Annotated in this window: 21 protein-coding genes; 9 read left to right on the top strand and 12 right to left on the bottom strand. The window is 60.3% G+C overall.

Features of this window, described 5'->3' with window-relative positions:
- Positions 1-32 precede the first annotated feature (32 nt).
- The 3 genes from E4O97_RS00960 to E4O97_RS00950 are packed head-to-tail and all read right to left on the bottom strand — an operon-like array spanning position 33 to position 2,536.
- On the bottom strand, positions 33-803 hold the full coding sequence (locus E4O97_RS00960) for a MetQ/NlpA family ABC transporter substrate-binding protein (RefSeq protein WP_032878561.1): 771 nt from the start codon (positions 801-803) through the stop codon (positions 33-35).
- Positions 804-854: 51 nt separating this feature from the next.
- A complete protein-coding gene (locus E4O97_RS00955) occupies positions 855-1,529 on the bottom strand; it encodes a methionine ABC transporter permease (protein ID WP_005783435.1) in 675 nt (224 codons plus the stop codon).
- Positions 1,529-2,536 (bottom strand): methionine ABC transporter ATP-binding protein, encoded by a 1,008-nt coding sequence (locus E4O97_RS00950; protein ID WP_103734077.1) that lies wholly within the window; start codon positions 2,534-2,536, stop codon positions 1,529-1,531. The genes E4O97_RS00955 and E4O97_RS00950 overlap by 1 nt, the downstream gene beginning before the upstream one ends.
- Positions 2,537-2,801: 265 nt before the next feature.
- On the opposite strand from E4O97_RS00950, the gene katE reads away from it, so the two are divergent.
- Positions 2,802-4,943: a catalase HPII gene (gene katE / locus E4O97_RS00945; RefSeq protein ID WP_078822718.1), complete on the top strand. Its 2,142-nt coding sequence runs from the start codon at positions 2,802-2,804 to the stop codon at positions 4,941-4,943.
- Between the two features lie 100 nt (positions 4,944-5,043).
- On the opposite strand, the gene E4O97_RS00940 is transcribed toward katE, so the two are convergent.
- The 4 genes from E4O97_RS00940 to E4O97_RS00925 are packed head-to-tail and all read right to left on the bottom strand — an operon-like array spanning position 5,044 to position 7,846.
- Positions 5,044-5,763 carry a PA5502 family lipoprotein gene (locus tag E4O97_RS00940; RefSeq protein WP_005783438.1) on the bottom strand — a complete coding sequence of 240 codons (720 nt, stop codon included), beginning with the start codon at positions 5,761-5,763 and terminating at the stop codon, positions 5,044-5,046.
- Positions 5,764-5,800: 37 nt separating this feature from the next.
- The gene (gene znuB / locus E4O97_RS00935; RefSeq protein WP_032878556.1) at positions 5,801-6,589 is read right to left on the bottom strand and encodes a zinc ABC transporter permease subunit ZnuB; all 789 of its coding nucleotides are present in this window, start codon (positions 6,587-6,589) and stop codon (positions 5,801-5,803) included.
- Positions 6,582-7,352: a zinc ABC transporter ATP-binding protein ZnuC gene (gene znuC / locus E4O97_RS00930; RefSeq protein ID WP_005783440.1), complete on the bottom strand. Its 771-nt coding sequence runs from the start codon at positions 7,350-7,352 to the stop codon at positions 6,582-6,584. The genes znuB and znuC overlap by 8 nt, the downstream gene beginning before the upstream one ends.
- Positions 7,352-7,846, bottom strand: a complete 495-nt coding sequence (locus tag E4O97_RS00925; RefSeq protein ID WP_177327430.1) for a Fur family transcriptional regulator — start codon at positions 7,844-7,846, stop codon at positions 7,352-7,354. The genes znuC and E4O97_RS00925 overlap by 1 nt, the downstream gene beginning before the upstream one ends.
- Before the next feature lie 46 nt (positions 7,847-7,892).
- On the opposite strand from E4O97_RS00925, the gene E4O97_RS00920 reads away from it, so the two are divergent.
- Positions 7,893-8,822: a zinc ABC transporter substrate-binding protein gene (locus E4O97_RS00920; protein ID WP_223017814.1), complete on the top strand. Its 930-nt coding sequence runs from the start codon at positions 7,893-7,895 to the stop codon at positions 8,820-8,822.
- Positions 8,823-8,934: 112 nt separating this feature from the next.
- Here the strand turns inward: E4O97_RS00920 and E4O97_RS00915 are convergent, their stop codons facing one another.
- The gene (locus E4O97_RS00915) at positions 8,935-9,888 is read right to left on the bottom strand and encodes a homoserine kinase (RefSeq protein ID WP_248160758.1); all 954 of its coding nucleotides are present in this window, start codon (positions 9,886-9,888) and stop codon (positions 8,935-8,937) included.
- A 55-nt stretch (positions 9,889-9,943) separates the two neighbouring features.
- The gene (locus E4O97_RS00910) at positions 9,944-10,234 is read right to left on the bottom strand and encodes a DUF2782 domain-containing protein (protein ID WP_003187366.1); all 291 of its coding nucleotides are present in this window, start codon (positions 10,232-10,234) and stop codon (positions 9,944-9,946) included.
- Between the two features lie 74 nt (positions 10,235-10,308).
- On the opposite strand from E4O97_RS00910, the gene polA reads away from it, so the two are divergent.
- The gene (polA, locus tag E4O97_RS00905; RefSeq protein ID WP_078822721.1) at positions 10,309-13,104 is read left to right on the top strand and encodes a DNA polymerase I; all 2,796 of its coding nucleotides are present in this window, start codon (positions 10,309-10,311) and stop codon (positions 13,102-13,104) included.
- A gap of 269 nt (positions 13,105-13,373) precedes the next feature.
- Here polA and yihA read toward each other — a convergent pair whose 3' ends face one another.
- Positions 13,374-14,015, bottom strand: a complete 642-nt coding sequence (gene yihA / locus E4O97_RS00900; RefSeq protein WP_005783451.1) for a ribosome biogenesis GTP-binding protein YihA/YsxC — start codon at positions 14,013-14,015, stop codon at positions 13,374-13,376.
- A 192-nt stretch (positions 14,016-14,207) separates the two neighbouring features.
- On the opposite strand from yihA, the gene E4O97_RS00895 reads away from it, so the two are divergent.
- The 6 genes from E4O97_RS00895 (at position 14,208) to E4O97_RS00870 (ending at position 19,688) form a co-directional block, all read left to right on the top strand.
- The gene (locus tag E4O97_RS00895) at positions 14,208-14,429 is read left to right on the top strand and encodes a cytochrome (protein WP_148854269.1); all 222 of its coding nucleotides are present in this window, start codon (positions 14,208-14,210) and stop codon (positions 14,427-14,429) included.
- A 33-nt stretch (positions 14,430-14,462) separates the two neighbouring features.
- Complete coding sequence (locus E4O97_RS00890) at positions 14,463-15,089, top strand: cytochrome c4 (RefSeq protein ID WP_032878549.1); 627 nt, start codon at positions 14,463-14,465, stop codon at positions 15,087-15,089.
- A 167-nt stretch (positions 15,090-15,256) separates the two neighbouring features.
- Entirely contained in the window at positions 15,257-15,892 is a 636-nt protein-coding gene (dsbA, locus tag E4O97_RS00885; protein ID WP_032878548.1) for a thiol:disulfide interchange protein DsbA, read from the top strand.
- 10 nt (positions 15,893-15,902) lie between these two features.
- Positions 15,903-16,781, top strand: coding sequence for an endonuclease/exonuclease/phosphatase family protein (locus tag E4O97_RS00880; RefSeq protein ID WP_005783460.1), 879 nt, complete (start codon positions 15,903-15,905; stop codon positions 16,779-16,781).
- Positions 16,778-18,823, top strand: a complete 2,046-nt coding sequence (locus E4O97_RS00875; RefSeq protein ID WP_148854268.1) for a GGDEF domain-containing protein — start codon at positions 16,778-16,780, stop codon at positions 18,821-18,823. Before E4O97_RS00880 ends, E4O97_RS00875 begins: the two co-directional genes overlap by 4 nt.
- An 88-nt stretch (positions 18,824-18,911) precedes the next feature.
- A complete protein-coding gene (locus E4O97_RS00870; protein WP_032878546.1) occupies positions 18,912-19,688 on the top strand; it encodes an N-acetylmuramoyl-L-alanine amidase in 777 nt (258 codons plus the stop codon).
- 32 nt (positions 19,689-19,720) lie between these two features.
- Here E4O97_RS00870 and E4O97_RS00865 read toward each other — a convergent pair whose 3' ends face one another.
- Positions 19,721-21,508, bottom strand: coding sequence for an ATP-binding protein (locus E4O97_RS00865; protein WP_078822725.1), 1,788 nt, complete (start codon positions 21,506-21,508; stop codon positions 19,721-19,723).
- Between the two features lie 10 nt (positions 21,509-21,518).
- Entirely contained in the window at positions 21,519-22,865 is a 1,347-nt protein-coding gene (algB, locus tag E4O97_RS00860; protein WP_032878543.1) for a sigma-54-dependent response regulator transcription factor AlgB, read from the bottom strand.
- Positions 22,866-22,995 lie beyond the last annotated feature (130 nt).

Genomic DNA, 22,995 nt, shown 5'->3' with positions numbered 1-22,995 from the left:
TTGATCTTCAGTGTTTTGGAGATCTAGGCGGGTCAGAACGCCGGCTTGATCGCGCCTTTGTACTTCTCTTCGATGAATTTTTTCACTTCAGGCGTGTGCAAGGCTGCAACCAGCTTCTTCACTGCGTCCGAATCCTTGTTGTCTTCGCGGGTCACCAGGATGTTCACATAAGGCGAGTCGCTGCCTTCGATGACCAGGGCGTCCTTGGATGGATCCAGCTTGGCTTCCAGGGCGTAGTTGGTGTTGATCAGTGCCAGGTCGACCTGGGTCAGCACGCGCGGCAGGGTGGCGGCTTCCAGTTCGCGGAACTTGAGGTTTTTATCGTTGCCGGTGATGTCCTTGATGGTCGACAGGATGTTGGTCGGGTCCTTCAGGGTGATCAGACCGTTCTTGGCCAGCAGCAACAGCGCACGACCGCCGTTGGTGGCGTCGTTAGGGATCACCACGTTGGCGCCGTCAGGCAGGTCGGCCAGTTTCTTGTACTTGCTGGAGTAGGCACCCAGCGGCTCCAGGTGCACGCCGCCAACGCTCACCAGGTGAGTGCCCTTGGCCTTGTTGAACTCATCCAGGTACGGCTGGTGCTGGAAGAAGTTGGCGTCCAGGCGTTTTTCAGCCACTTGCACGTTTGGCTGCACGTAATCGGTGAAAACTTTGACCTGCAAATCCACGCCTTCTTTGGCAAGGGCAGGCTTCACGAATTCGAGGATTTCCGCATGAGGCACCGGCGAGGCAGCGACCTTGATCGTCTCGGCATGGGCGGAAAACGCGGCAACGGCAGCGAAGGCAACCAGTAGTTTTTTCATCCAGCAAGCTCCTTGTTCGGGCATCTGCCGGCTGTGAGCCGGCAATGGCCGTTATTTTCGAGAAAAATGCACCACCAGCCTGTCGCCGACGGTTTGCAGAATTTGCACCAGGATCAACAGCATTACCACGGTGACTACCATCACATCGGTCTGGAAGCGCTGGTAACCAAAACGGATCGCCAGGTCACCCAGGCCACCAGCTCCGACTACACCGGCCATGGCCGTGTAGGAAACCAGTGTAATCGCCGTCACCGTAATCGCCGCAAAAATGCCGGGGCGCGCCTCGGGCAACAAGGCGTTGGTGATGATCTGGCGGGTGCTCGCACCCATGGATTGGGTGGCTTCGATGATGCCGCGGTCGACTTCGCGCAGGGCCGTTTCTACCAGCCGCGCAAAGAATGGCGTAGCACCTACGACCAGCGGCGGGATCGCGCCGGCAACGCCCAGCGATGTGCCGGTGATCAGGACGGTGAACGGAATCATCACGATCAACAGGATGATGAACGGCAGCGAGCGCAGGATATTCACGATCAGCGACAGCAGCGCGTACAGGCCTTTTTGTTCGAACAGCTGGCGCGGGCTGGTCAGGAACAGCAGCACACCCAGAGGCAGGCCCAACAGCACGGTGAAGAACAGCGAGCCGAACAGCATGGTCATGGTGTCGCCGGTGGCGAGCCAGATTTCGGACCAGTCGATATTGGCAAAGAAACTCAGGAAAACGTCCATCAGCGCAGGACCTCCATGTGAACGTCGGCGGCGGTGAAGCGCGCAAACGCGGCCTCCATGTCACCGCCGGTGACGGCGAGGGTCAGTTGCCCGTAAGGGATGTCTTTGATGCGGTCGATACGACCGGCCAGGATGCTGTAGTCCACGCCTGTTTCGCGAGCGACGGTACCCAGCAATGGCGCGTAGGTCGCATCGCCCTGGAACGTCAGGCGTACGATGCGGCCCGGCACGTGGGCGAAGTCGTCGCGCTGCTCGCCTTCGTCAACCTGTTCGGCTTCCTGAACGAAACGCTTGGTGGTCGGATGCTTTGGGTGCAGGAACACATCGGCGACCGAACCTTGCTCGACGATCACGCCAGCGTCCATCACTGCAACTTGGTCACACACGCGGCGGATCACATCCATTTCATGGGTGATCAGCACGATGGTCAGGTTCAGTTCGCGGTTGATCTCGGCCAACAGTTGCAGGACTGACGCGGTGGTCTGTGGGTCGAGGGCGCTGGTGGCTTCGTCGCACAGCAGGATCTTTGGCTTGGTCGCCAGGGCGCGGGCAATACCGACGCGCTGTTTCTGACCGCCGGACAACTGCGCCGGGTACTTCCTGGCGTGGTCCGACAGGCCGACGCGAGCAAGCAGCTCAGCCACGCGCTGGTCGATCTCCTTGCGCGACAATTCACCGGCAAGCGTCAGTGGCAGAGCGACGTTGTCGGCCACGGTCTTGGACGCCAGCAGGTTGAAGTGCTGGAAGATCATCCCGACCTGCTGACGGAAGCGGCGTAGGCCGTTGGCATCCAGGGCGGTGACTTCTTCATCGTCGACCGTGATCTGCCCGCCGCTGGGTTCTTCCAGGCGGTTGATCAGGCGCAGCAGTGTGCTTTTACCCGCACCCGAGTGGCCAATCAGGCCAAACACCTGGCCATTGGCGACGCGCAGGCTGGTGGGGTGCAGTGCGGGGATATCCTTACCGGCGACGCGGTAGGTTTTATGGACGTTTTGAAACTCGATCACGTAGCGAACCTTGTGGGGCGCATTGAAAAGGGATCAGCGGTTAGCCGGGCGCGCATTTTAGCCTGTCCATCTAGTGTTTCTTAGCATTTATTTCGTATCCATCCAGCGATTTGGCAATAACGAGACCAAAGGTCATAAAAAAGGAACGGCGCAAAACCCTGTCAGTCACTACTTAAGCAATTCGATCTCCCGGGTGCCGTGCCTGGGGTTTCGCTCAAACGAGCCGGGGACCGCTCTGGCCACTTTGACTAAGGAGTTTTGACTGATGAGTACCAAGAAGCCAGCCACCCCGCCCAAGAGTGAAGTCGCGGGTACTGATACCCTGGACCGAGGCAATACCAACGCCAAATTGCAGGCGTTGGAAGAATTCCGTTCCGATGCGACCGGCCAGGCCCTGCGCACCAACCAGGGCGTGAAGATTTCCGACAACCAGAACAGCCTGAAAGTCGGCGCCCGTGGCCCTTCGCTGCTGGAAGACTTCATCATGCGTGAAAAGATCACGCACTTTGACCATGAGCGTATCCCCGAGCGCATCGTGCATGCCCGTGGTACCGGCGCCCATGGTTATTTCCAGAGCTATGGTGACCATTCGGCACTGACCAAGGCCGGTTTCCTGCGCACGCCCGAGCATAAAACGCCGGTATTCGCGCGTTTTTCCACGGTGCAGGGCCCGCGCGGTTCCGGCGACACCGTGCGCGATGTGCGCGGTTTTGCCGTGAAGTTCTTCACCGACGAAGGCAACTTCGACCTGGTGGGCAACAACATGCCGGTGTTTTTCATTCAGGATGCGATCAAGTTTCCTGACTTTGTACACGCGGTAAAACCTGAGCCGCACAACGAGATTCCTACCGGCGGCTCGGCACACGACACCTTCTGGGATTTCGTGTCGTTGCAGCCGGAGTCGGCGCACATGGTGATCTGGGCCATGTCTGACCGGGCGATTCCAAAAAGCCTGCGCGCCATGCAGGGTTTTGGTGTGCACACCTTCCGCTTGATCAATACGGAAGGTAAATCCAGCTTCGTGAAATTTCACTGGCGCCCAAAAGTAGGCACGTGCTCCCTGGTATGGGACGAGGCGCAAAAGCTGGCCGGTAAGGACACGGACTATCACCGCCGTGACCTGTGGGAATCGATTGAGAGCGGCGATTACCCCGAGTGGGAACTGGGTGTGCAGATCGTGGCGGAAGAAGACGAACACAAGTTCGATTTCGACTTGCTCGACCCGACCAAAATTATCCCTGAAGAGCTGGTGCCGATCACACCGCTGGGCAAGATGGTGCTCAACCGTAACCCGGATAACTTCTTCGCTGAAGTCGAGCAGGTCGCGTTTTGCCCTGGCCATATCGTGCCGGGCATCGACTTTACCAACGACCCGCTGCTGCAAGGCCGCTTGTTTTCCTACACGGATACGCAGATCAGTCGGTTGGGCGGCCCCAACTTCCATGAGATTCCGATCAACCGCCCGGTAGTGCCTTTCCATAACGGCCAGCGCGACGCTCAACATCGCACCGTGATCGATAAAGGGCGGGCCTCGTACGAGCCGAACTCGATTGATGGTGGCTGGCCGAAAGAAACGCCTGCCGGTCCTGCCGATGGAGGTTTCGAGTCCTACTACGAGCGCGTCGATGCCAATAAAGTGCGCGAGCGCAGCGAGTCGTTCGGCGACCATTTCTCCCAGGCCACGTTGTTTTACAACAGCATGAGCCACCACGAGAAAGAGCACATCATCGCGGCCTACAGCTTCGAGTTGGGCAAGGTTGAGCGCGAGTTTATCCGGGCGCGTCAAGTCAACGAGATCCTGGCCAACATTGACCTGGAACTGGCCAAACGCGTGGCGCAGAACCTGGGCTTGCCAGCGCCGACCAAGGGCACGGTGCCCGCACGTGAAACATCGCTGAAGGAATCACCGGCATTGAGCCAGGTGAATTTGCTGTCTGGCGATATCAAGACGCGCAAGGTGGCGATTCTGGCGGCTAACGGCGTTGATGGTGCGGCAATTGATGCGCTCAAGGCAGCGCTGGAGGCAGAGGGTGCCCATGCCAAGTTGCTGGGCCCGACTTCGGCGCCTGTGACCACTGCCGATGGCAAGACGCTACCCGTAGACGCTTCGATGGAAGGCATGCCGTCCATTGCCTTCGACGCGGTGTTTATCCCGGGCGGTAAGGACTCGGTGAAGGCGTTGAGCGGCGATGGCGTGGCGTTGCATTACGTACTGGAAGCGTACAAGCACCTCAAGGCGATTGCGGTGGCCAGTGATGTGAAACCGTTGCTGGACTTGCTGAAGCTGGAAGCGGATGCGGGCTTGATCGTGGGCGCTGATGCCAAGGCGTTCAAGGCGTTCTTTGCTGCGATTGCACAGCATCGGGTTTGGGAGCGGGAGCCGAAATCCAAGGCGATTCCGGCTTAAATTATCGGTTGTTTGTTAGATCGTCATCGCAGGCAAGCCAGCTCCCACACGTGAATGTGTTCACCCTTCAAATGTGGGAGCTGGCTTGCCTACGATGCTTTTAGTCCGCCTTGCGCGGAATCAGCACAACCTGCGCCGGAATGTGTTTCAGGATCTGCCGGTGAATCTTCAAGTCATACCCCGAATCAATTCGTTTCACCCGTTTGGTCAGCAATGTGGCCAGCCACGGGTAATCCTGGGTGCGTGGCACCTGGATGCTGACATCGCACTGGTAATTCACCACGTCGGTGGCGATGGCGTCCAACTGATGACGCATGTCTTCGACATCCGCGAGGTTCAGCGCCACGGTAGTGCTCGGCGCTGCGGGGTCGATGACCTTGGCCGCAGGCTTGGCTTCGGCGGCTTTCAACGCGGCTTCTGCCTGATCCAGCTCGGCCTTGCGCGCATGGCTGATAGCGCTGTTGACGCCACCGGTCAGTGCCGGGGCTTTTGGCATCAGCGCGCGGGCCCGGCTCAGTGCGGTGGCGGCGGCGTTGACATCGCCTTTTTGCAGCACGATCTGGCTGCGCTGCAGGTAGGCTTCGGCCAGTTGACGCTGATAGGCCTCAAGTGCGGGATCGTTGGGGGACTGGGCCTGCAACGCCGCAAGTTGGTCTTCGGCGGTTGCCAGTTCGCTGCTGGCCAGGTTTTGCTCCAGCTGCGCGATGGCCACAGCGCGTGCGTCCGGGGCCTCGGGGGCAGCGGGCGGCGTGCTTTGACAGGCACCCAGCAGCAGGGAAAATGCGGCAAGGAGCAGATAACGGGAGGTGAACGGCTTCATTCCTGCGACTCTCTATTTGCGCAAAAAGCGAGCAAGTCTACACCCCTCGACGGGGCAGGACAAAACTCAGCAGAAACAGGGCGGCCGCCGTAACCACAATCGACGGCCCGGCTGGCGTGTCCTTGAACCAGGACAGCGCCAGGCCCCCGCACACTGCACACATTCCCAAGAGACTGGCGCCGATTGCCATCTGCTCCGGTGAGCGGGCATGACGCTGGGCGGCGGCGGCGGGAATGATCAGCAGCGACGTGATCAACAATACGCCGACTATCTTCATCGCGACAGCGATCACCACGGCGATGAGCAACATCAGGGCCATGCGCAGCCCCGCGACGGGCAAGCCTTCAACCCTGGCGAGTTCTTCATGCACGGTGATCGCCAGCATCGGGCGCCACAGGGCCACCAACAACACCAGTACGCCAGCGCTGCCGCCGAGGATCCAGGCCAGATCAGTCGGGCTGATCGCCAGCAGGTCGCCGAACAGGTAGGCCATCAGGTCGATACGCACTTCATGCATGAAGCTCAATACCACCAGGCCCAGGGACAGGGTGCTTGGCGCGAGGATGCCCAGCAGGGTGTCGGAGGCCAGCGGCTGGCGTTGTTGCAAGGTCACCAGCAGTACCGCCAGCAGCAGGCAGCCCACGGTTACGGCGATGGTCGGGCTCACGTCCAGCAGAAAGCCCATGGCCACGCCCAGCAACGCCGCATGGGACAAGGTGTCACCGAAATAGGCCATGCGCCGCCAGACCACAAACGAGCCCAGCGGGCCCGCCACCAGTGCCAGAGCCAAGCCTGCCAGCAGGGCGTAGAGCAGAAAATCAGCCATGCTTGCAGCTATCTCCATGAACGTGGGGAGTATCGACAACGGCACCATGCAGGTCATGGGCGTGGTCGTGATGATGGTGATAGATCGCCAGGCTCTGGGCGTTTTTGCCGAACAGTTCCACGAACGCCGGGTCGCCACTGACCTGTTCCGGGTGGCCGGAGCAGCACACGTGGCGGTTGAGGCAGACCACCTGGTCGGTGGTGCTCATCACCAGGTGCAGATCATGGGAGACCATCAGCACGCCGCAGCCATGGCGGTCGCGCAGGCGGGTGATCAGGCTGTACAACTCGGCCTGGCCGGCGACGTCGACGCCTTGTACGGGCTCATCGAGCACCAGCAACTCTGGCTCGCGCAACAAGGCGCGGGCCAGCAGCACGCGCTGCATTTCGCCGCCGGAGATGCTTTGTACCGGGCTGTCGATCACCTGCTCGGCGCCGACTTCCTTGAGCGCGGCCTGTGCACGGGCGCGGTCGACACCGGGCACCAGGCGCAGGAAGCGCAATACGGACAGCGGCAGGGTCGGGTCCACGTGCAGTTTTTGCGGCATGTAGCCCACGCGCAGTTTGGGCTTGCGCCATACACTGCCGCTGTCGGGCTTGAGCAGGCCAAGCACGGCGCGCACCAAGGTGGTCTTGCCTGCGCCATTGGGGCCGATCAACGTGACGATTTGCCCCGGCTCCACGCTCAGCGCGATGTTTTCCAGCACGTTCTGCCCGGCGAACGTGACGCCGACCTGCTCCAGACGGATCAACGCGTTGCTCATCAAGCCCCCTGGCAGCCCGCGCACAGGCCGACCACTTCAACCGTTTGCCCCTCGACCTTGAAGCCGACGTCGGCAGAGCTTTGGATAATGGCGTCACTGATGCTTTTTTGTTCAAGCTCGATGGCCGCGTGGCACTCGCGACAGATCAGGAACTGGCCCTGATGCGCGTGCTCCGGGTGGTTGCAGCCGACAAACGCGTTGAGCGAGGCGATACGGTGAACCAGGCCATTTTCCAGCAGGAAATCCAGTGCGCGGTACACGGTAGGTGGTGCAGCGCGGCGGCCGTCCTGTTCGCTGAGAACGCCAAGAATGTCGTACGCGCCCAGCGGTTTGTGGCTCTGCCACACCAACTCCAGCACCCGGCGACGCAAGGCGGTCAGGCGCAAGCCTTTTTGTGCGCACAGGGTATCGGCCTCTGACAATGCGGTGTGCACGCAGTGAGAGTGGTCGTGGGGACGGCTGGCAAGCGGTGTTTTAGGCATGAGCGGCGACAGATATTTGATAGAGACGTTATTATGTTACCCGTTCCTACGCCATTGAGTGGTCATCGTGTCCCGACTTTTTCCCGTTTTTGTCGTATTTGTCACCAGTTTGTTCGTTGCGGGTGCCGCTCAGGCCGATGTGAAGGTGCTGACCAGCATCAAGCCGTTGCAGCTGATTGCCGCGGCGGTGCAGGACGGTGTGGCGGTTCCGGAGGTATTGCTGCCGCCGGGTGCGTCGCCGCATAACTTCGCATTGCGCCCATCCGACGTACGGCGCGTGCAGTCGGTGGACCTGTTGTATTGGATCGGACCGGACATGGAAACCTTTTTGCCGCGCGTGTTGAAAGGCCGTACGACCGCTACCGTGGCCGTCCAGGACCTGCCAGGGATGAAATTACGTATTTTCGGCGAAGATAGCCATTCCCACGCCGACGATGCCGACGAGCATGACCATGATCATCGACCTGGCAGCGTCGATGCGCATTTATGGTTGTCAACGGTGAACGCGCGGGTAATCGCCACGCGCATGGCTGCGGACCTCAGTGCGGCTGATCCTGCAAACGCCGAGCGTTATCAGAGCAACGCCAAAGCTTTTGGTGAGCGCCTGGATGCGTTGGATGCGCGCTTGAAAAAGCGACTGGCGAGCGTCGATGGCAAGCCTTACTTCGTATTCCATGAGGCGTTTGACTACTTCGAAGAGGCTTACGGCCTCAAGCACACCGGCGTATTCAGCGTGGCCGCCGAAGTGCAGCCAGGTGCCCAGCATGTAGCGGCGATGCGCACGCGCTTGCAGGAGGTGGGCAAGACCTGCGTGTTCAGCGAGCCGCCGTTGCGGCCGCGATTGGCCGAGACGCTGGTTGCCGGGTTGCCGGTGAAGTTGGCGGAGCTGGATGCGTTGGGTGGCTATACCCCGGCTACCGCTCAGGGTTATGAGCAGGTCCTGGAGAAGCTAGGTAATGATTTGGCTGGCTGTCTGGAGTCGCTTTAACCATCGCCGCATAACCAATGTGGGAGCGGGCTTGCCCGCGATGGCGGCGTGTCAGTCGACACCGCTATCGCAGGCAAGCCAGCTCCCACATTTTTTTGACCGAGTAGGCCTTTTAGAGCGCGAACGGCAGGTGGACACTGACCTGCTGGCGTTGCGCCAGACGGTGCTCGAACTCAGCGGGGTCGTGAATGAGAACATCCTGGCCGGCAAACGACTCCGCCGCGATCAGTCGTGACAACCAGAACCGTACGCACGCCACGCGCAGCATGGTCGGCCATAGCTCGGCTTCCTTCGCAGTAAACGGCCGCAGCCCTGCATAAGCCCCCAGCAGCGCCCGGGCGCGTTGCCCGTCGATCGCGCCATCGGCATCCGAACACCAGTCATTCAAGGCAATCGCCACGTCGTAGAGCATCGGCCCCGAGCAGGCGTTGTAGAAGTCGATCAAGCCTGTAAGGTGTGTGCCTTCGAACATCGCATTGTCGCGAAACAGATCGGCGTGAACGTTGGCCCGTGGCAGGCCGAGGATGTCAGTCTTGTGGGTTTCGATCTCGCTCAATGTGTCCTGCAGCAGGCGCTGCTGTGCGTCGTTGAGGTGTGAAATCAGCTGCGCGCCCTCACTGAGCATCCAGTCCAGCCCGCGGTCGGTCTTGCGCTCCAGCACTTTTTCGCCCTGAGTCGCCAAGTGCAGGTGGCCGAGCAGGTCGCCGACCTGGGCGCAATGTTGGGCGTTGGCGTCCTTGATGTGCTTGCCGGCCAGGCGCGGTTGCAGCAAGGCGGGTTTGCCCTTGAGTTCGCGCAAAGCGATACCGTCGGTGGTACGCAAGGCGTACGGCACCGGCAGGTCGGCGTCGTGGAGCACGTCGAGCAGTTCGATGAAGAACGGCATTTCTGCCACGGGGCCGCGCTCAACCAGGGTCAGGACAAACTCACCCTGCTCCAGGCTGATAAAGAAATTGGTGTTTTCGCTGCCGGCGGCAATCCCCTGGAAATCAAGCAGGCGGCCGAGCCCATAAGGGGCGAGAAAGGTTTCCAGCTCGGGCCGAGCCAGGGGGGTGAACACAGACATGGTTAAAACTGCCGTTACGGGCGCTGGCTTAGCAGCGCCGGTTAAAATTAAGAAATCATTTCCATTCGAAGATCTTCCATGACGGGATCAGCATATCCGGCTGGTCGGAGCGGATGAAGTTCGCATCGGTTCCGTCCGCGCGCACCAGGAAATAAGGTGGAGCGCCCTTCGGGGTAACCTTGATGGCGTACAGGAAGCCGTTCTGGCGATACTCCTGGATAGTCTTGTCGCCTTCCGTGCGAATGGTAACTTCCGGGTCTGCCGAAGGCGCATCGTCTGCCGCCATGGCAGCCATCGGAGCGAGTGCAATCAAACCGGTCAACAGCAGGCGATTGAATGTACGCATGATAACCTTGTCCCTTTGTTTTCATTGGTCCGGCTATTCTAGCGCCTGACCCGCCGAAAAGGTTGATCCTGCTCATGAGCCAAGCGCCCCTCGTCCTGGTGGACGGTTCTTCTTATCTGTACCGCGCCTTCCACGCGCTGCCACCGCTGACCACCTCCAAAGGCCTGCCGACCGGTGCGGTCAAGGGCGTGTTGAACATGCTCAAAAGCCTGCGCAAGCAGTACCCGGACAGCCCGTTCGCGGTGGTGTTCGACGCCAAGGGCGGGACCTTTCGCGATGAGATGTACGCCGAGTACAAGGCCAACCGCCCGAGTATGCCCGATGACATGCGCCTGCAAATCGAGCCGCTCCATCAAAGCGTGATCGCCCTGGGCTTCCCGTTGCTGTGCGTCGAAGGCGTCGAGGCTGACGACGTGATCGGCACCCTGGCGCGCAGCAGCGCGGCCGCCAGCCGCCCGGTGGTGATTTCGACCGGCGATAAAGACATGGCACAGCTGGTGGACGGGCACATTACCTTGGTCAACACCATGACCGGTAGCTCGATGGACGTTGAGGGCGTAAAGGAGAAATTCGGCGTCGCTCCCGAGCAGATCATCGACTATCTGGCGTTGATGGGCGATTCGTCCGACAACATCCCAGGCGTCCCGGGTATTGGGCCGAAGACCGCCTCGGGCTTGTTGGTGGGAGTGAATGGCGGCCTCAAAGAGCTTTATGAGCAGCTGGATATTGTGCCGACGCTGCCTATCCGCGGGGCCAAAACCCTGCCAGCCAAGCTTGAAGAGCACAAGGAGATGGCATTCCTGTCCTATCAGTTGGCGACGATCAAGATCGATGTGCCACTGGACGTGGGCCTGGATGACCTGCACCTGATCGAGCCGGATCGCGAAAAGCTGCTGGAGCTGTACACGCTGCTTGAGTTCAAGAGCTGGTACGACGAGATCCAGCGCGATGCCAAGCGTGTGGAGCTCAAGTCGGCGAGCGAGGTTGCACCTGCCGCCGAAACGCCGGTCGAGGCCGTTATATCGGTACCGGTAGAGGCGGTTTACACCACCGTCCTGGACCAGGCCACCTTCGACGTGTGGCTGAAAAAACTCAACGATGCGCCGTTGTTTGCCTTTGATACCGAAACCACCGGCATTGACGCTCAACAGGCGCAATTGGTTGGGGTCTCGTTTGCTGTGCAGCCCCATGAAGCCGCCTACATCCCGCTGACCCATTCCTATATCGGCGCGCCGGATCAATTGGATCGGGACACCGTGCTGCTGGCCTTGAAACCGCTGCTGGAAGACCCGACCAAACTCAAGGTTGGCCAGCACGCCAAGTTCGATATGAACATCCTCGCCAACTGCGCCATCGGTGGCGACCCTGCACAGGGCATCACTGTGCGTGGCATCGCCTTCGACACCATGCTCGAATCCTACGTGCTGAACTCCACGGCGACCCGCCATGACATGGACAGCCTGGCGAAGAAGTACCTGGACCACGACACGGTCAGCTTCCAGGACATTGCCGGCAAAGGCGCCAAGCAGCTGACGTTCGACCAGATTGCCCTTGAACAGGCTGGCCCTTACGCAGCCGAAGATGCCGATGTGACCTTGCGCCTGCATCAGGAGCTGCACGCAAAGCTGGCCGCGATCCCGAGCCTGGCCAGTGTGCTGACGGATATCGAGATGCCATTGGTGCCGGTACTGGCACGCATCGAGCGCCAGGGCGCATTGGTGGACAAGGAGCTGCTGGGCATCCAGAGCATCGAGCTGGGTAACAAGATGGTCGAGCTGGAGCGCCAGGCCTTCGAGATCGCCGGTGAAGAATTCAACCTCGGCTCACCCAAGCAGCTTGGGGCGATTCTCTACGAGAAGCTGGGGATGCCGGTGTTGAAAAAGACCGGCAAGGGGCAGGCTTCCACCGCCGAAGAAGTGCTGGCCAAACTGGCCGAAGATGATTTTCCGTTGCCCAAGGTGCTGATGCAGTACCGCAGCATGAGCAAGCTCAAAAGTACCTACACCGACCGCCTTCCGGAGCAGATCAACCCTCGCACCGGGCGCATTCATACGTCTTACCATCAGGCGGTAGCGGCAACCGGGCGCTTGTCCTCCAGCGACCCGAACCTGCAGAACATCCCGGTGCGCACCGCCGAAGGGCGGCGGATTCGCCAGGCGTTTGTCGCGCCCAAGGGCTACAAGCTGCTGGCGGCGGACTATTCCCAGATTGAGCTGCGGATCATGGCGCACCTGTCCAAGGACGAAGGGCTGATGAACGCCTTCCGAAACGATCTGGACGTGCACACCGCCACGGCTGCCGAGGTATTCAAGGTTGAGCTGGCTGAAGTCACGTCCAACCAGCGCCGCAGTGCCAAGGCGATCAACTTCGGCCTGATCTACGGCATGGGTGCCCAGAAGCTCGGCAAGGACATCGGCGTCGATACCAAGACCGCCAAGGCCTACATCGATGTGTACTTCGCCCGCTATCCAGGTGTTCGCGAATACATGGAGCGCACGCGTGCCCAGGCAGCGGACCAAGGCTATGTGGAAACCTTCTTCGGTCGGCGCCTGTACTTGCCGGATATCAACTCCAACAAGCCTCAGGAGCGCGCTGCGGCAGAGCGCACAGCCATTAACGCACCCATGCAGGGCACGGCGGCGGACATCATCAAGAAAGCCATGGTGCAGGTGGATAACTGGCTGACCGAGTCGGGCCTGGATGCCAAGGTAATCCTGCAAGTGCACGACGAATTGGTGCTGGAGGTACGTGAGGACCTGGTCCCACAAGTCAGCGAGAAGATTCGCGAACATATGAGTGCTGCAGCCCAGCTGGACGTACCGTTGGTGGTGGATGTGGGCGTGGGCGATAACTGGGACCAAGCGCACTGATTGCAGAGCTGCGCCAACACCGAGGGTGCTGGCGCAGTGCTTTAGAGCGCAAATCGCCGTCAGTTATTTCCAATAGTTTTTTGGAGCTGCCGGAACTTAACCTGTGAACTGCCACTCAGAGTTACTGAATGGGTGGTGAAGCCCTTCAATGCTCCTATGTTGTGTTAAGTGTTGGCAGATATCTGGACCCCGCCCTAGCGGTCCGGAACTTGGACCCCGAACTTCCCTCCCCATACGAAGTCCGGGGTTTTTTTTTGCCCGCAGAAAAGTTACTCGGTAGCTTCTGCGCCTTTGTCCGCCAATTCCATCCAGCCGGCCAGCACCGTGTAAGCCTCTTCCAGGCCCATGCGCTTCGGCGCCGAGAACAGCTGGATAGTGATCGTATCGCCCCAGCCTTTACGGATGTCGGACTGCACTTTGAGCAGCGTGTTCTTGGCTGCGCCGTAGGTGAGCTTGTCGGCCTTGGTCAGCAGGATGTGCATCGGCATGCCGCTGGCGACGGCCCAGTCGAGCATCAGCAGGTCGAAGTCAGTCATCGGATGGCGGATGTCCATCATCAGAATCAGACCCTTCAAACTCTCCCGGCCACCCAGGTAAGCCTCAAGGTGACGCTGCCAGTGCAGCTTCAGCGGGATAGGTACTTTTGCATAACCGTAGCCCGGCAGGTCGACCAGACGCCGATCATCGTCTAGCTTGAAGAAATTGAGCAGTTGCGTGCGACCCGGGGTTTTCGAGGTGCGCGCCAGGCTGGCGTGGGTCAGGGTGTTCAGTGCGCTGGATTTGCCAGCGTTGGAGCGGCCGGCAAAGGCGACTTCAAAGCCCTCGTCATCGGGGCATTGGTCCACTTTGGCGGCGCTGAGCATGAACGTGGACTGTTGGCACAGGCCGAGGATGGGATTCTTGAGTTGCATGAGATTTCCGATGTGGGCGGTGCCGAAAAAGGGTGCGGCAAGCGGTGTCGTTTCCGTTTCAGTAGCGCCAGTATATAATGCCGCAGATTTTGTGTGTGCTTTGTCCCAGCGAAGGATGAAGTTCACGGGAGCGAAAGACCTTTATTGCGCATTAGAACGCAAAACGCTCTCAAACCCTGAAAAGGTCGATGTATGGCCTCAATGGTTGCCGCTTTTGGTGTCCTGAACCCGCTTTACGGCGCTCAGGCTACACAGGATCCACAAGCGCTGTACAACCGAGTTTGCGTGGTCATGCTGATGCAGCGCGTGACCCAGGGTTTCAAGGCAATGCCGCCGCGTGGTTTGTGCATGGACTGCAGTACTGAGGATTACCAGGCCGTCATTGAGTTGGTGGTGAGTAAACCCGGTAGATAACTCTTAAACCCTTAGCCGTAGTTGGATTAGCTGATGAACAAACTGATCGTGAGTCTGCTGTTGACCTTGGGCATCACAGGCGCTGCCGTCGCTGCAGAGGGCCCCGTCAAAGGTGATGCCACTGCCGGTCAAGCGAAAGCCGCCGTATGTGGTGCCTGCCACGGGCCGGATGGCAACAGCCCGGCGCCGAACTTCCCCAAACTGGCCGGCCAGGGTGAACGTTACCTGAGCAAGCAGATGCACGACATCAAGGACGGCAAGCGCACAGTGCTGGAAATGACCGGCATGCTGACCAATCTCAACGATCAGGACCTGGCGGACCTCGCGGCGTATTTTGCCAGCCAGAAAGGCAGTGTGGGAGCTGCTGATCCTAAGTTGGTCGCTCGCGGAGAAAAGCTGTTCCGTGGCGGTGACCTGGAAAAAGGCTTGCCTGCCTGCACCGGTTGCCACTCGCCAAATGGCGCTGGCATCGCCGCCGCTGGCTTCCCGCACCTGAGTGGCCAGCATGCTACCTATATCGCCAAACAGCTGACCGATTTCCGTAAGGAAGAGGCCGGACGAGCGAATGATGGCGACGCCGCAATCATGCGCACCATCGCTCGCAAGCTGAGTGACGAAGACATTGCAGCCGTCTCCAGTTACATCCAGGGCCTGCATTAAGTTGCACGCAACGTTAACACTCGATTAATCCCGCGATGCAAGCATAAAAGGGTGGCTCAGGCCGCCCTTTTTTGTGGCCGCTGCCGTTACACTAACGAACTCATGCCCGCGTAGACCTGTCACAACAAAGGTCGCGTGAGGCGACTTTATTTGTCCAGGAGTAAAGCATGCGTAATCTGATCCTCAGCGCCGCTCTCGTCACTGCCAGCCTCTTCGGCATGACCGCGCAAGCAGCCGATGTGCCGCTTGAAGCCGGTAAAACCTACGTTGAATTGGCTAACCCTGTACCGGTGTCGGTACCCGGCAAAATCGAAGTGGTGGAGCTGTTCTGGTATGGCTGCCCGCATTGCTACGCTTTTGAGCCGACCATCAACCCATGGGTTGAAAAGCTGCCCAAGGACGTTAACTTCCGTCGCCTTCCCGCCATGTTTGGTGGCCCATGGGATGCCCACGGCCAACTGTTCCTGACGCTCGAAGCCATGGGCGTGGAACACAAAGTTCACAACGCCGTCTTCGAAGCGATCCAGAAACAGGGCAAGCGCCTGACCAAGCCGGACGAAATGGCTGACTTCGTCGCCACCCAGGGCGTGGACAAGGACAAGTTCATGGCCACTTTCAATTCCTTCGCCATCCAGGGCCAGATCAAGCAGGCCAAGGAGCTCGCGCAGAAGTACGGTGTGCAAGGCGTTCCAACCCTGATCGTCAACGGCAAGTATCGTTTCGACCTGGGCACTGCCGGTGGTCCTGAAGCGGTCCTCAATGTTGCCGACCAACTGATCGCTAAAGAACGCGCAGCCAAGTAAGGGGCCCGCCATGCGCCGTTGGGGTACCGAACGCGTCGTTGGCCTGCACGAGCCGCAGGTCAACGAACACCACCTGCAAGCCACGGGCCTGCCGGCAGACAGCCGCTTGCGCCTGCTCAGCTTCAACATTCAGGTGGGCAACAGTACCGAGAAATACCGGCACTACCTCACCCGTGGCTGGCAGCACGTTCTACCGCACAAGGGGCGTACCGGTAACCTGCAGAAGATCGGCGACCTGCTCAGCGACTTCGACCTGGTCGCCTTGCAGGAGGCTGACGGCGGTAGCCTGCGCTCGGGCTACATCAACCAGGTGGAGCATCTTGCCCAGCTCGGCGCGTTTCCGTACTGGTATCAGCAGCTCAACCGCAACCTGGGGCGCCTGGCACAGCACAGTAATGGTGTGCTCAGCCGCTTGAAGCCGACCGCCATCGAGGATCACCCGCTGCCGGGTCCGAAAGGCCGCGGTGCGATCCTCGTGCGTTTCGGTGAAGGTCCTGAAGCCTTGGTGGTGGTGATGATGCACCTGGCACTCGGCGGACGTACCCGTAACCTGCAGCTTGCCTATGTGCGTGACCTGATTGGTAACTACAAGCACCAGGTGTTGATGGGGGACATGAACACCCATGCCAACGACCTGTTGCAGAATTCCCCGCTGCGCGACCTGGGCCTGTTGGCCCCGCAAGTCGAAGCCACATTTCCCAGCTGGCGCCCGCAGCGCTGCCTTGACCACATCCTGCTCAGCCCGAGCCTTACACTGGAAAGTGTGCGAGTGCTGGCGCAGCCCATTTCCGATCACCTGCCCGTCGCGGTAGAGATTCGTCTGCCGGGTTCGCTTACCGCTGATGCATTACCCGCGTTGAGCCCAGGTCCTCGCGGACCTCTTGCATGAGCGACGACGCCCAGCGCTGGAAAGAGAAATACCTCAAGAGCATCGAGCAACAAGACAAGCTCGAACGCCGCTGGGCCGCCCGCCTCGACCTGCTGCGCCGCGGCCTGGTGCGCAGCACGCTGGCGGCTGAAGGGACCGACCGCGCTGTTGATCAATGCATGAAAGAAATGCGTGATGTAGTGCGCACGGACGACATGGACGCAGCCCTCGCAGCGCTGTTGCCGCGCCTGGAAAAGGCTGTGCTGGATTCCGAGCAGCGCCGCGAAACCCGGGTTGACCAGATCAGCACCGCACTCACGGCCCTGGTTGCCCAGCTGCAAAAGCTTGCGTTGCCCCGCGAGGTGGCCCGCCCGCTGAAGGCCTTTGCCAAACAGCTCGATAGCCGCGTCGGCCAGGCGCGGGAGATACCGCTGTTGCTCAGTGAGCTAAGCAGCCTGCAAGGGCAGGCGCTGAATAATCTGGAGCCTGAAAGCGAAGCCTCACGCGCGGGTCCTGGGCTGCTGCAGCGCCTGTTTGGCAGTAAGGAGGCATCGAGTGAAGCGCCGCAGGTTGACGCTGCGCCACTCCCCACCGCGCAGGTGGCGCCGTCAAAGCCCGCTGCGCCGCCACCTTCGCCCGAGCCGCAGGAGCCCGTACAGTCCGAAGAGTTGACCCAGGCCTTGCGTGCCTTTGCACCGCAACCACAAACGCCGCTCGCTCCCGCATCGGAGCTGGTAGCGCCGGCCCCGGTGGAAGCGGCTCGCGACACCTTCGCATTCGAGGCACCGCCTTCTGCAGCCCCGATTGCTTCACCTGTGCAGGCCCCTGAGCCGCCGATAGAAGAGCCGGCCCCTGAAAGCGCGCTCGCCGCCTTTATTGAAGCGCCGCAGGTTGAAGTCGACGCGCCGGATCAAACCAGCATAGGTAGCCTGTCTCTCCCGCCGGTGCTGGAAATTCCCGAGCCCGACGAACTGCAGTCCGATGGGATATACGCCCTGCCCGACTCGCCTGAGCCGTCCTACAGCTCGGTGGCCAAGCACATTGAAGATACGTTACTGGGCCTGTTGGAAGATCTGTCCCTGCCTGAACGTCACCGGCCCCAGGCCGAAGCCATGCGCGAGCGGCTTGCCCACGGCTTGAATTGGTACGAGCTGATCCCGATCCTGGATGACCTGGCGGTGCTGATGCTGGCGATCACCGACAGTGGCCAGCATGAGTTCGAGGCTTATCTCAAGCAACTCAACGAGCGCCTTGAGGCATTTCAGGGCCACCTGCAGGTTGCCAGCGAGGGCCACGCCGATAGCAGCCTGGCCGCGCGGGAGCTGGATACGCAGATTCGTGAACAGGTCGACGGGTTGCAAAGCAGCGTGCAGGAAGCCGCCGATCTGAGCAGCCTCAAGCAGGTACTCGAAAGCCATCTCGAAGGCTTGCTCGGGACCATGGACGAGCATCAGCAGCAGCGTGACCAACGTGAGCAGGAAGTGGCGGCGCGCCTCAAAACCCTGGCTGAGCGGGTGGCCAACATGGAGCAGGAAGCCCAGGGCTACCGTGAGCACCTGGAAGTACAGCGCCAGAAGGCCTTGCTCGATCCGCTAACCGGCCTGCCCAACCGGGCAGCGTGGAGCGAACGCCTTGATCACGAGGTCAACGCCTGGCATCAACGCGGCAACAGCCTGTCGCTGGCGATGCTCGACCTGGATCATTTCAAGCGCATCAATGATGGCTACGGTCATCTGGCGGGTGACAAGGTGCTCAAGATCATCGCCAACGTGCTGAGCAAGCGCCTGCGGCCCACCGACTTCATCGCGCGTTTCGGCGGTGAGGAGTTTGTGCTGCTGATGCCCGACTCAGCCTTGGCGGATGCCTTGGCTGTCGCTCAAGTATTGCGCGCGGCCATCGAGGCATGCCCGTTCCACTTCAAGGGCGAGCCGGTGACGATCACGGTGTCCATGGGCGTAGCGCAGTTTCAACCTGGCGAGCGCAGCGACTTGGCCCTCAAGCGAGCCGATGAAGCGCTTTACAGGGCCAAGGCAGCGGGACGCAATCAAGTGCAGGTGGCATAAAAGATGTTCCATTTTGTAATTTGACCGCCGGGCTAATTACGTTACGTTACACTGTTGCATTATCGTCTCTCAGTGTACTGCTCCTGCCATGAAATCCTTGTCTATTGCTTTTGTGTTTCTCCTGCTCGCCGGTTGCGCCAGCGGCCCGCGGCTGAATACCAGCCACCCTTCGGTGAACCACGACAACCGCGTGCAGTTTGTTGTCGTGCATTACACCTCTACCAACCTTGAGCGCTCGCTGGCATTGCTGACCCATGGCCAGGTGAGCAGCCATTACCTGATCGGCGACGACGCCTCAGGCACCATCTACAAGCTGGTGGATGAAAGCCAGCGTGCCTGGCACGCGGGGGAAAGCGAGTGGATGGGGCGCACCTGGCTCAATTCCAGCTCCATCGGCATCGAGATCGTCAACCCTGGGTTCCGTGATACGCCGACAGGGCGTGTGTGGTACCCGTATTCCGAAGCGCAGGTGCAGTCGCTGATCGTGCTGCTCAAGGACATCAGCAAGCGTAACGGTATCGACCCCAAGAACATCATCGGGCATAGCGACATTGCCCCACTGCGCAAGCTGGACCCGGGGCCGCTGTTCCCCTGGAAGCGTCTGGCCGCAGAAGGTCTGGCCGTCTGGCCGGATGCACAGGCCGTGGCACGATTCCAGGTGCAGTACGGCGCTCAGCTGCCGAGCGTCACCTGGTTCCAGGAAGAACTCGCTCGCCTGGGCTATCAGACGCCGCAGACCGGGGAGCTGGATGTGGCCACGCGGCACGTGATCGCCGCCTTCCAGATGCGCTTCCGCCCTTCATTGTTTGATGGCACTCCGGATGCTGAAAGTGCTGCGATCCTGCGGGCCTTGAACCAGCGCTGATTGTGTAGATGTTGGAGCGAGCAAGCTCGCTCCTACAACGGTAATGCCATATAGAACTGCGTACCCTGCCCCGGTCGTGAATACACGCCCATGCGGCCGCCGTGCAACTGCACGATCTCCTTGCACAGGGCCAGCCCCAGGCCCGCGCCGCCTTTCTTGCGACCCACCTGCACAAAGGGTTCGAAGATTCGCCCTTGCTGGCCATAGGCGATACCTTCGCCGTTGTCTTCAACGCTGATAATCACCCGTTCGCCATGACGCCGTGCCTGCAGGCGAATCTGCCCGCCTTCGGCGGTGTGGCGCAACGCGTTGCCGAGCAAATTGTCGAGCACGCGCTCCAGTTGCACCTGGTCGGCATACAGTCGCGGCAACTCCGGCTGGGCTTCCACCAGCAACTCAATGTGCTGCGCATTGGCGGGTTCGGTAAATCGCGCCCGTGCGTGTTCCAGCAGGTCGGTCACATCGCAGGCCCCCAGGGTGAGTTTTTGCAGGCCGTTCTGGTAGCGCGAGAAGTTGAGCAAGTCGTTGATCAACTGCATCAGGCGCTGCATTTCTTCGTTGACCGTATCCAGCAGGTCCGCTTCACGGGAGTCGGCCGGGAACTTGGCTCGCTCGCGAAACAGGCCGAAGGCCATGTGCATGCCTGTCACCGGCGTGCGCAGCTCATGAGAGGCGCGCAACACGAACTCGCTACGCACTCGTTCGAAGGCGCGCTGTTCGGTGACGTCATGCAGCACCATCACAGCCCCCAGAATATGGCCCTGTGTATGGCTCACAGGGGTCAGGCTGTAGGTCAGCAGGCGCAGTTCGCCCTCGACTTCCACTTCCAGATCATCCGGCGCCCGCTCCAGGTTGCCGCCGCGCAGCACCAGTTGCAGTTGTTCATCCATCTCTGCACGACCCAGGGCTTCGCCCAGGCCCTGACCGAGGCGCTCTTCGTCCCAGCCCAGTTGGCGCTGTGCAACCGGGTTGAGGTGCTCCAGGCAGCCCTGCCGATCAATCATCAGCAGGCCGTCATCAATACTGTCGAGCACGGCTTGCAGGCGCTGTTGGCCGGCCAGCAGTTCATCGACATTGGTGGCCTGATGCTGGCGCAATGCTTCGGCCATGATGCCGAAACGGCGGGTCAACTGATTCATTTCCGCTGCGGAGGAGATAGGCAGCGTCACTTCAAAATCGCCCTGTCCGATCTTGTCGGCGGCTTTGGCCAGTGCCTCGATCGGTCCGCCAAAACGCCGCGCGATGCCATGGGCCGTGACAAAGCCAATGATCAACACTGCGAGGCCCACCAACCCGAGCAACCCTGCAATCAATAACGCGCGCTCACGGGACTTGTGCTCGCTGGCGCTGATGTTCTCCAGAGCCTGCTTGTGATCGGCAATCAGTCCGTTGCGCAGTATGTTGAAGGTTTCAGTGATTTTTTCCTTGCTGCCCGGCGGCGGTGTTTCCTGTTGGGATTGGTCGAACGCTTCGAGCAGGTTCTGGTAGTCGGAGCGGGCCTGGCCAAAGCCATGGCTTTTACCGATCGACTGCTCATGGGCGACGCCTTGGTCCAGCAGGTCGAAATAATGCTGCTTGGAGGCCCTCAGGGCCTCAGGGTCGGGTCGTTTCTCCAGCATCATGATCAGCTGGTCGCCCAGGCTCTGACGCAACTTGAGCCCCAGGTCCAGCGTGATGAAGTTACTGCGAATCAGCGATTCCTGGGTCTTGGCCATTTGCATGACGCTGACCAGGCCCAGGATCAATCCCAGCAAGGCCACGGTGATCAGCGCTGAAATGCTCAGAAATAACCGAGTGCGCAGTTTCATCGCGAGCTTCATAAGGTCCTGCTCACAGGTTGTACTGTTTGCGTTTGCGGTACAGGGTCGACGCGTCGATGCCGAGGGTGCGGGCTGCTTGATCCAGCGTGTCACTGGTGGCGAGCACGGCGCCGATGTGGGCTTTTTCCAGTTCGTCCAGGCTCAACGCCGCGCCGATACGGGGCGCGTTGTTGGTCGGTTGCTCGGCCATCCCCAAATGGCTGATCTCTACCTTCTCCTGGGGGCAGATGATGCTGGCGCGTTCCACTACGTTACGCAGCTCGCGAATGTTGCCGGGCCAGCGATAGTTGAGCAGCGCTTCACGGGCCTGATCACTGAATCCGCGCGCGGGGCGGGCGTATTCCTTGACGAAGCGTGCCAGGAAGCGGTCAGCCAGGGTAAGGATGTCTTCACTGCGTTCGCGCAGCGGCGGCAGGTGCAGGGTGATGACATTGAGGCGGTACAGCAAGTCTTCCCGGAAGCGGCCGTCGCGCACCATGTCTTCCAGGTTCAGGTTGGTGGCGGCGAGGATGCGCACGTCGGCGCGGCGGGTGACTGGGTCGCCCACACGCTCATATTCCTTATCCTGAATGAAGCGCAGCAGCTTTGGTTGCAACGTGAGGGGAAAATCGCCGATCTCGTCGAGAAACAACGTGCCGCCGTCAGCCTGGTTAACGCGTCCCAAGGTGCTTTCACTGGCGCCGGTGAACGCGCCGCGACTATGGCCGAACAGTTCGCTCTCCATCAGCTCGGCGGTCAGTGACGGGCAGTTGATGGTCACGCAAGACTTCTTGGAGCGTTTGCTCCAGCCGTGAATGGCACGGGCCAGCTCACCTTTACCGGTGCCGGACTCGCCAAGGATCAAGATGTTTGCATCGGTCCCGGCCACCTGGCGCGCAGTTTCCAGTACCACCATCATCGAGGGGCTGTGAGAGTCGAGGCCATCCTTGGGCTGGCGCACTGCGCCTTCCAGGGCCTCCAGTCGCGCAGAGAGCTGGCGTACTTCCAGTTGCTTGGCGGTGGCCAGGCGCAATTGGTCCGGACTGCAAGGTTTGACCAGGTAGTCGGCGGCACCGGCCTGGATTGCGTCCACGGCGGTATCCACGGCGGAGTGGGCCGTGACGATCACCACACGCATCCACGGAGCCTGGATACGCATCTGCGCGAGTACATCCAGGCCGTTGTCCTCGCCCAGGCGCAAGTCCAGAAAGCACAGGTCAAACACCTGGCGCTGCATCAGGGCATCGGCCTGGGCGGCGCTGTTGGCGGTGGCAACGGTGTAGCCCTCGTCTTCCAGGCAATAACGGAACGTGCGGAGGATTGCGGATTCGTCATCCACTAAAAGAATGCGGCCTTGAAGCTCCTTGGCTGAATCCATCTGTCCCGCGCTCCTTAACTATTAAATAAGATGGTGTTTAGTCCCGGAATAATCGGGCAAGTTGCATGGTTTATTCTGATTCATAAAAGGCATCTTCGTGTAGGTATCTACACGCCTTCCTACAAAGCGC

The sequence above is a fragment of the Pseudomonas sp. W15Feb34 genome (assembly GCF_023127765.1).
GTDB lineage: Bacteria > Pseudomonadota > Gammaproteobacteria > Pseudomonadales > Pseudomonadaceae > Aquipseudomonas > Aquipseudomonas synxantha_A.
The sequence above is the reverse complement of the archived record's forward strand: the minus strand, read 5'-3'. Positions and strand labels throughout refer to the sequence as shown.

Excerpts from the sequence above, each read along its gene's own strand:
- E4O97_RS00875 (WP_148854268.1), top strand. The coding sequence starts at position 16,778 with ATGAGCGACGACGCCCAGCGCTGGAAAGAGAAATACCTCAAGAGCATC.
- E4O97_RS00915 (WP_248160758.1), bottom strand. The coding sequence starts at position 9,888 with ATGTCTGTGTTCACCCCCCTGGCTCGGCCCGAGCTGGAAACCTTTCTC.
- E4O97_RS00955 (WP_005783435.1), bottom strand. The coding sequence starts at position 1,529 with ATGGACGTTTTCCTGAGTTTCTTTGCCAATATCGACTGGTCCGAAATC.
- algB (WP_032878543.1), bottom strand. The coding sequence starts at position 22,865 with ATGGATTCAGCCAAGGAGCTTCAAGGCCGCATTCTTTTAGTGGATGAC.
- E4O97_RS00940 (WP_005783438.1), bottom strand. The coding sequence starts at position 5,763 with ATGAAGCCGTTCACCTCCCGTTATCTGCTCCTTGCCGCATTTTCCCTG.
- E4O97_RS00960 (WP_032878561.1), bottom strand. The coding sequence starts at position 803 with ATGAAAAAACTACTGGTTGCCTTCGCTGCCGTTGCCGCGTTTTCCGCC.
- E4O97_RS00865 (WP_078822725.1), bottom strand. The coding sequence starts at position 21,508 with ATGAAGCTCGCGATGAAACTGCGCACTCGGTTATTTCTGAGCATTTCA.
- E4O97_RS00880 (WP_005783460.1), top strand. The coding sequence starts at position 15,903 with ATGCGCCGTTGGGGTACCGAACGCGTCGTTGGCCTGCACGAGCCGCAG.
- E4O97_RS00870 (WP_032878546.1), top strand. The coding sequence starts at position 18,912 with ATGAAATCCTTGTCTATTGCTTTTGTGTTTCTCCTGCTCGCCGGTTGC.
- katE (WP_078822718.1), top strand. The coding sequence starts at position 2,802 with ATGAGTACCAAGAAGCCAGCCACCCCGCCCAAGAGTGAAGTCGCGGGT.
- E4O97_RS00895 (WP_148854269.1), top strand. The coding sequence starts at position 14,208 with ATGGCCTCAATGGTTGCCGCTTTTGGTGTCCTGAACCCGCTTTACGGC.
- E4O97_RS00890 (WP_032878549.1), top strand. The coding sequence starts at position 14,463 with ATGAACAAACTGATCGTGAGTCTGCTGTTGACCTTGGGCATCACAGGC.
- znuB (WP_032878556.1), bottom strand. The coding sequence starts at position 6,589 with ATGGCTGATTTTCTGCTCTACGCCCTGCTGGCAGGCTTGGCTCTGGCA.
- polA (WP_078822721.1), top strand. The coding sequence starts at position 10,309 with ATGAGCCAAGCGCCCCTCGTCCTGGTGGACGGTTCTTCTTATCTGTAC.
- E4O97_RS00910 (WP_003187366.1), bottom strand. The coding sequence starts at position 10,234 with ATGCGTACATTCAATCGCCTGCTGTTGACCGGTTTGATTGCACTCGCT.
- yihA (WP_005783451.1), bottom strand. The coding sequence starts at position 14,015 with ATGCAACTCAAGAATCCCATCCTCGGCCTGTGCCAACAGTCCACGTTC.
- znuC (WP_005783440.1), bottom strand. The coding sequence starts at position 7,352 with ATGAGCAACGCGTTGATCCGTCTGGAGCAGGTCGGCGTCACGTTCGCC.
- dsbA (WP_032878548.1), top strand. The coding sequence starts at position 15,257 with ATGCGTAATCTGATCCTCAGCGCCGCTCTCGTCACTGCCAGCCTCTTC.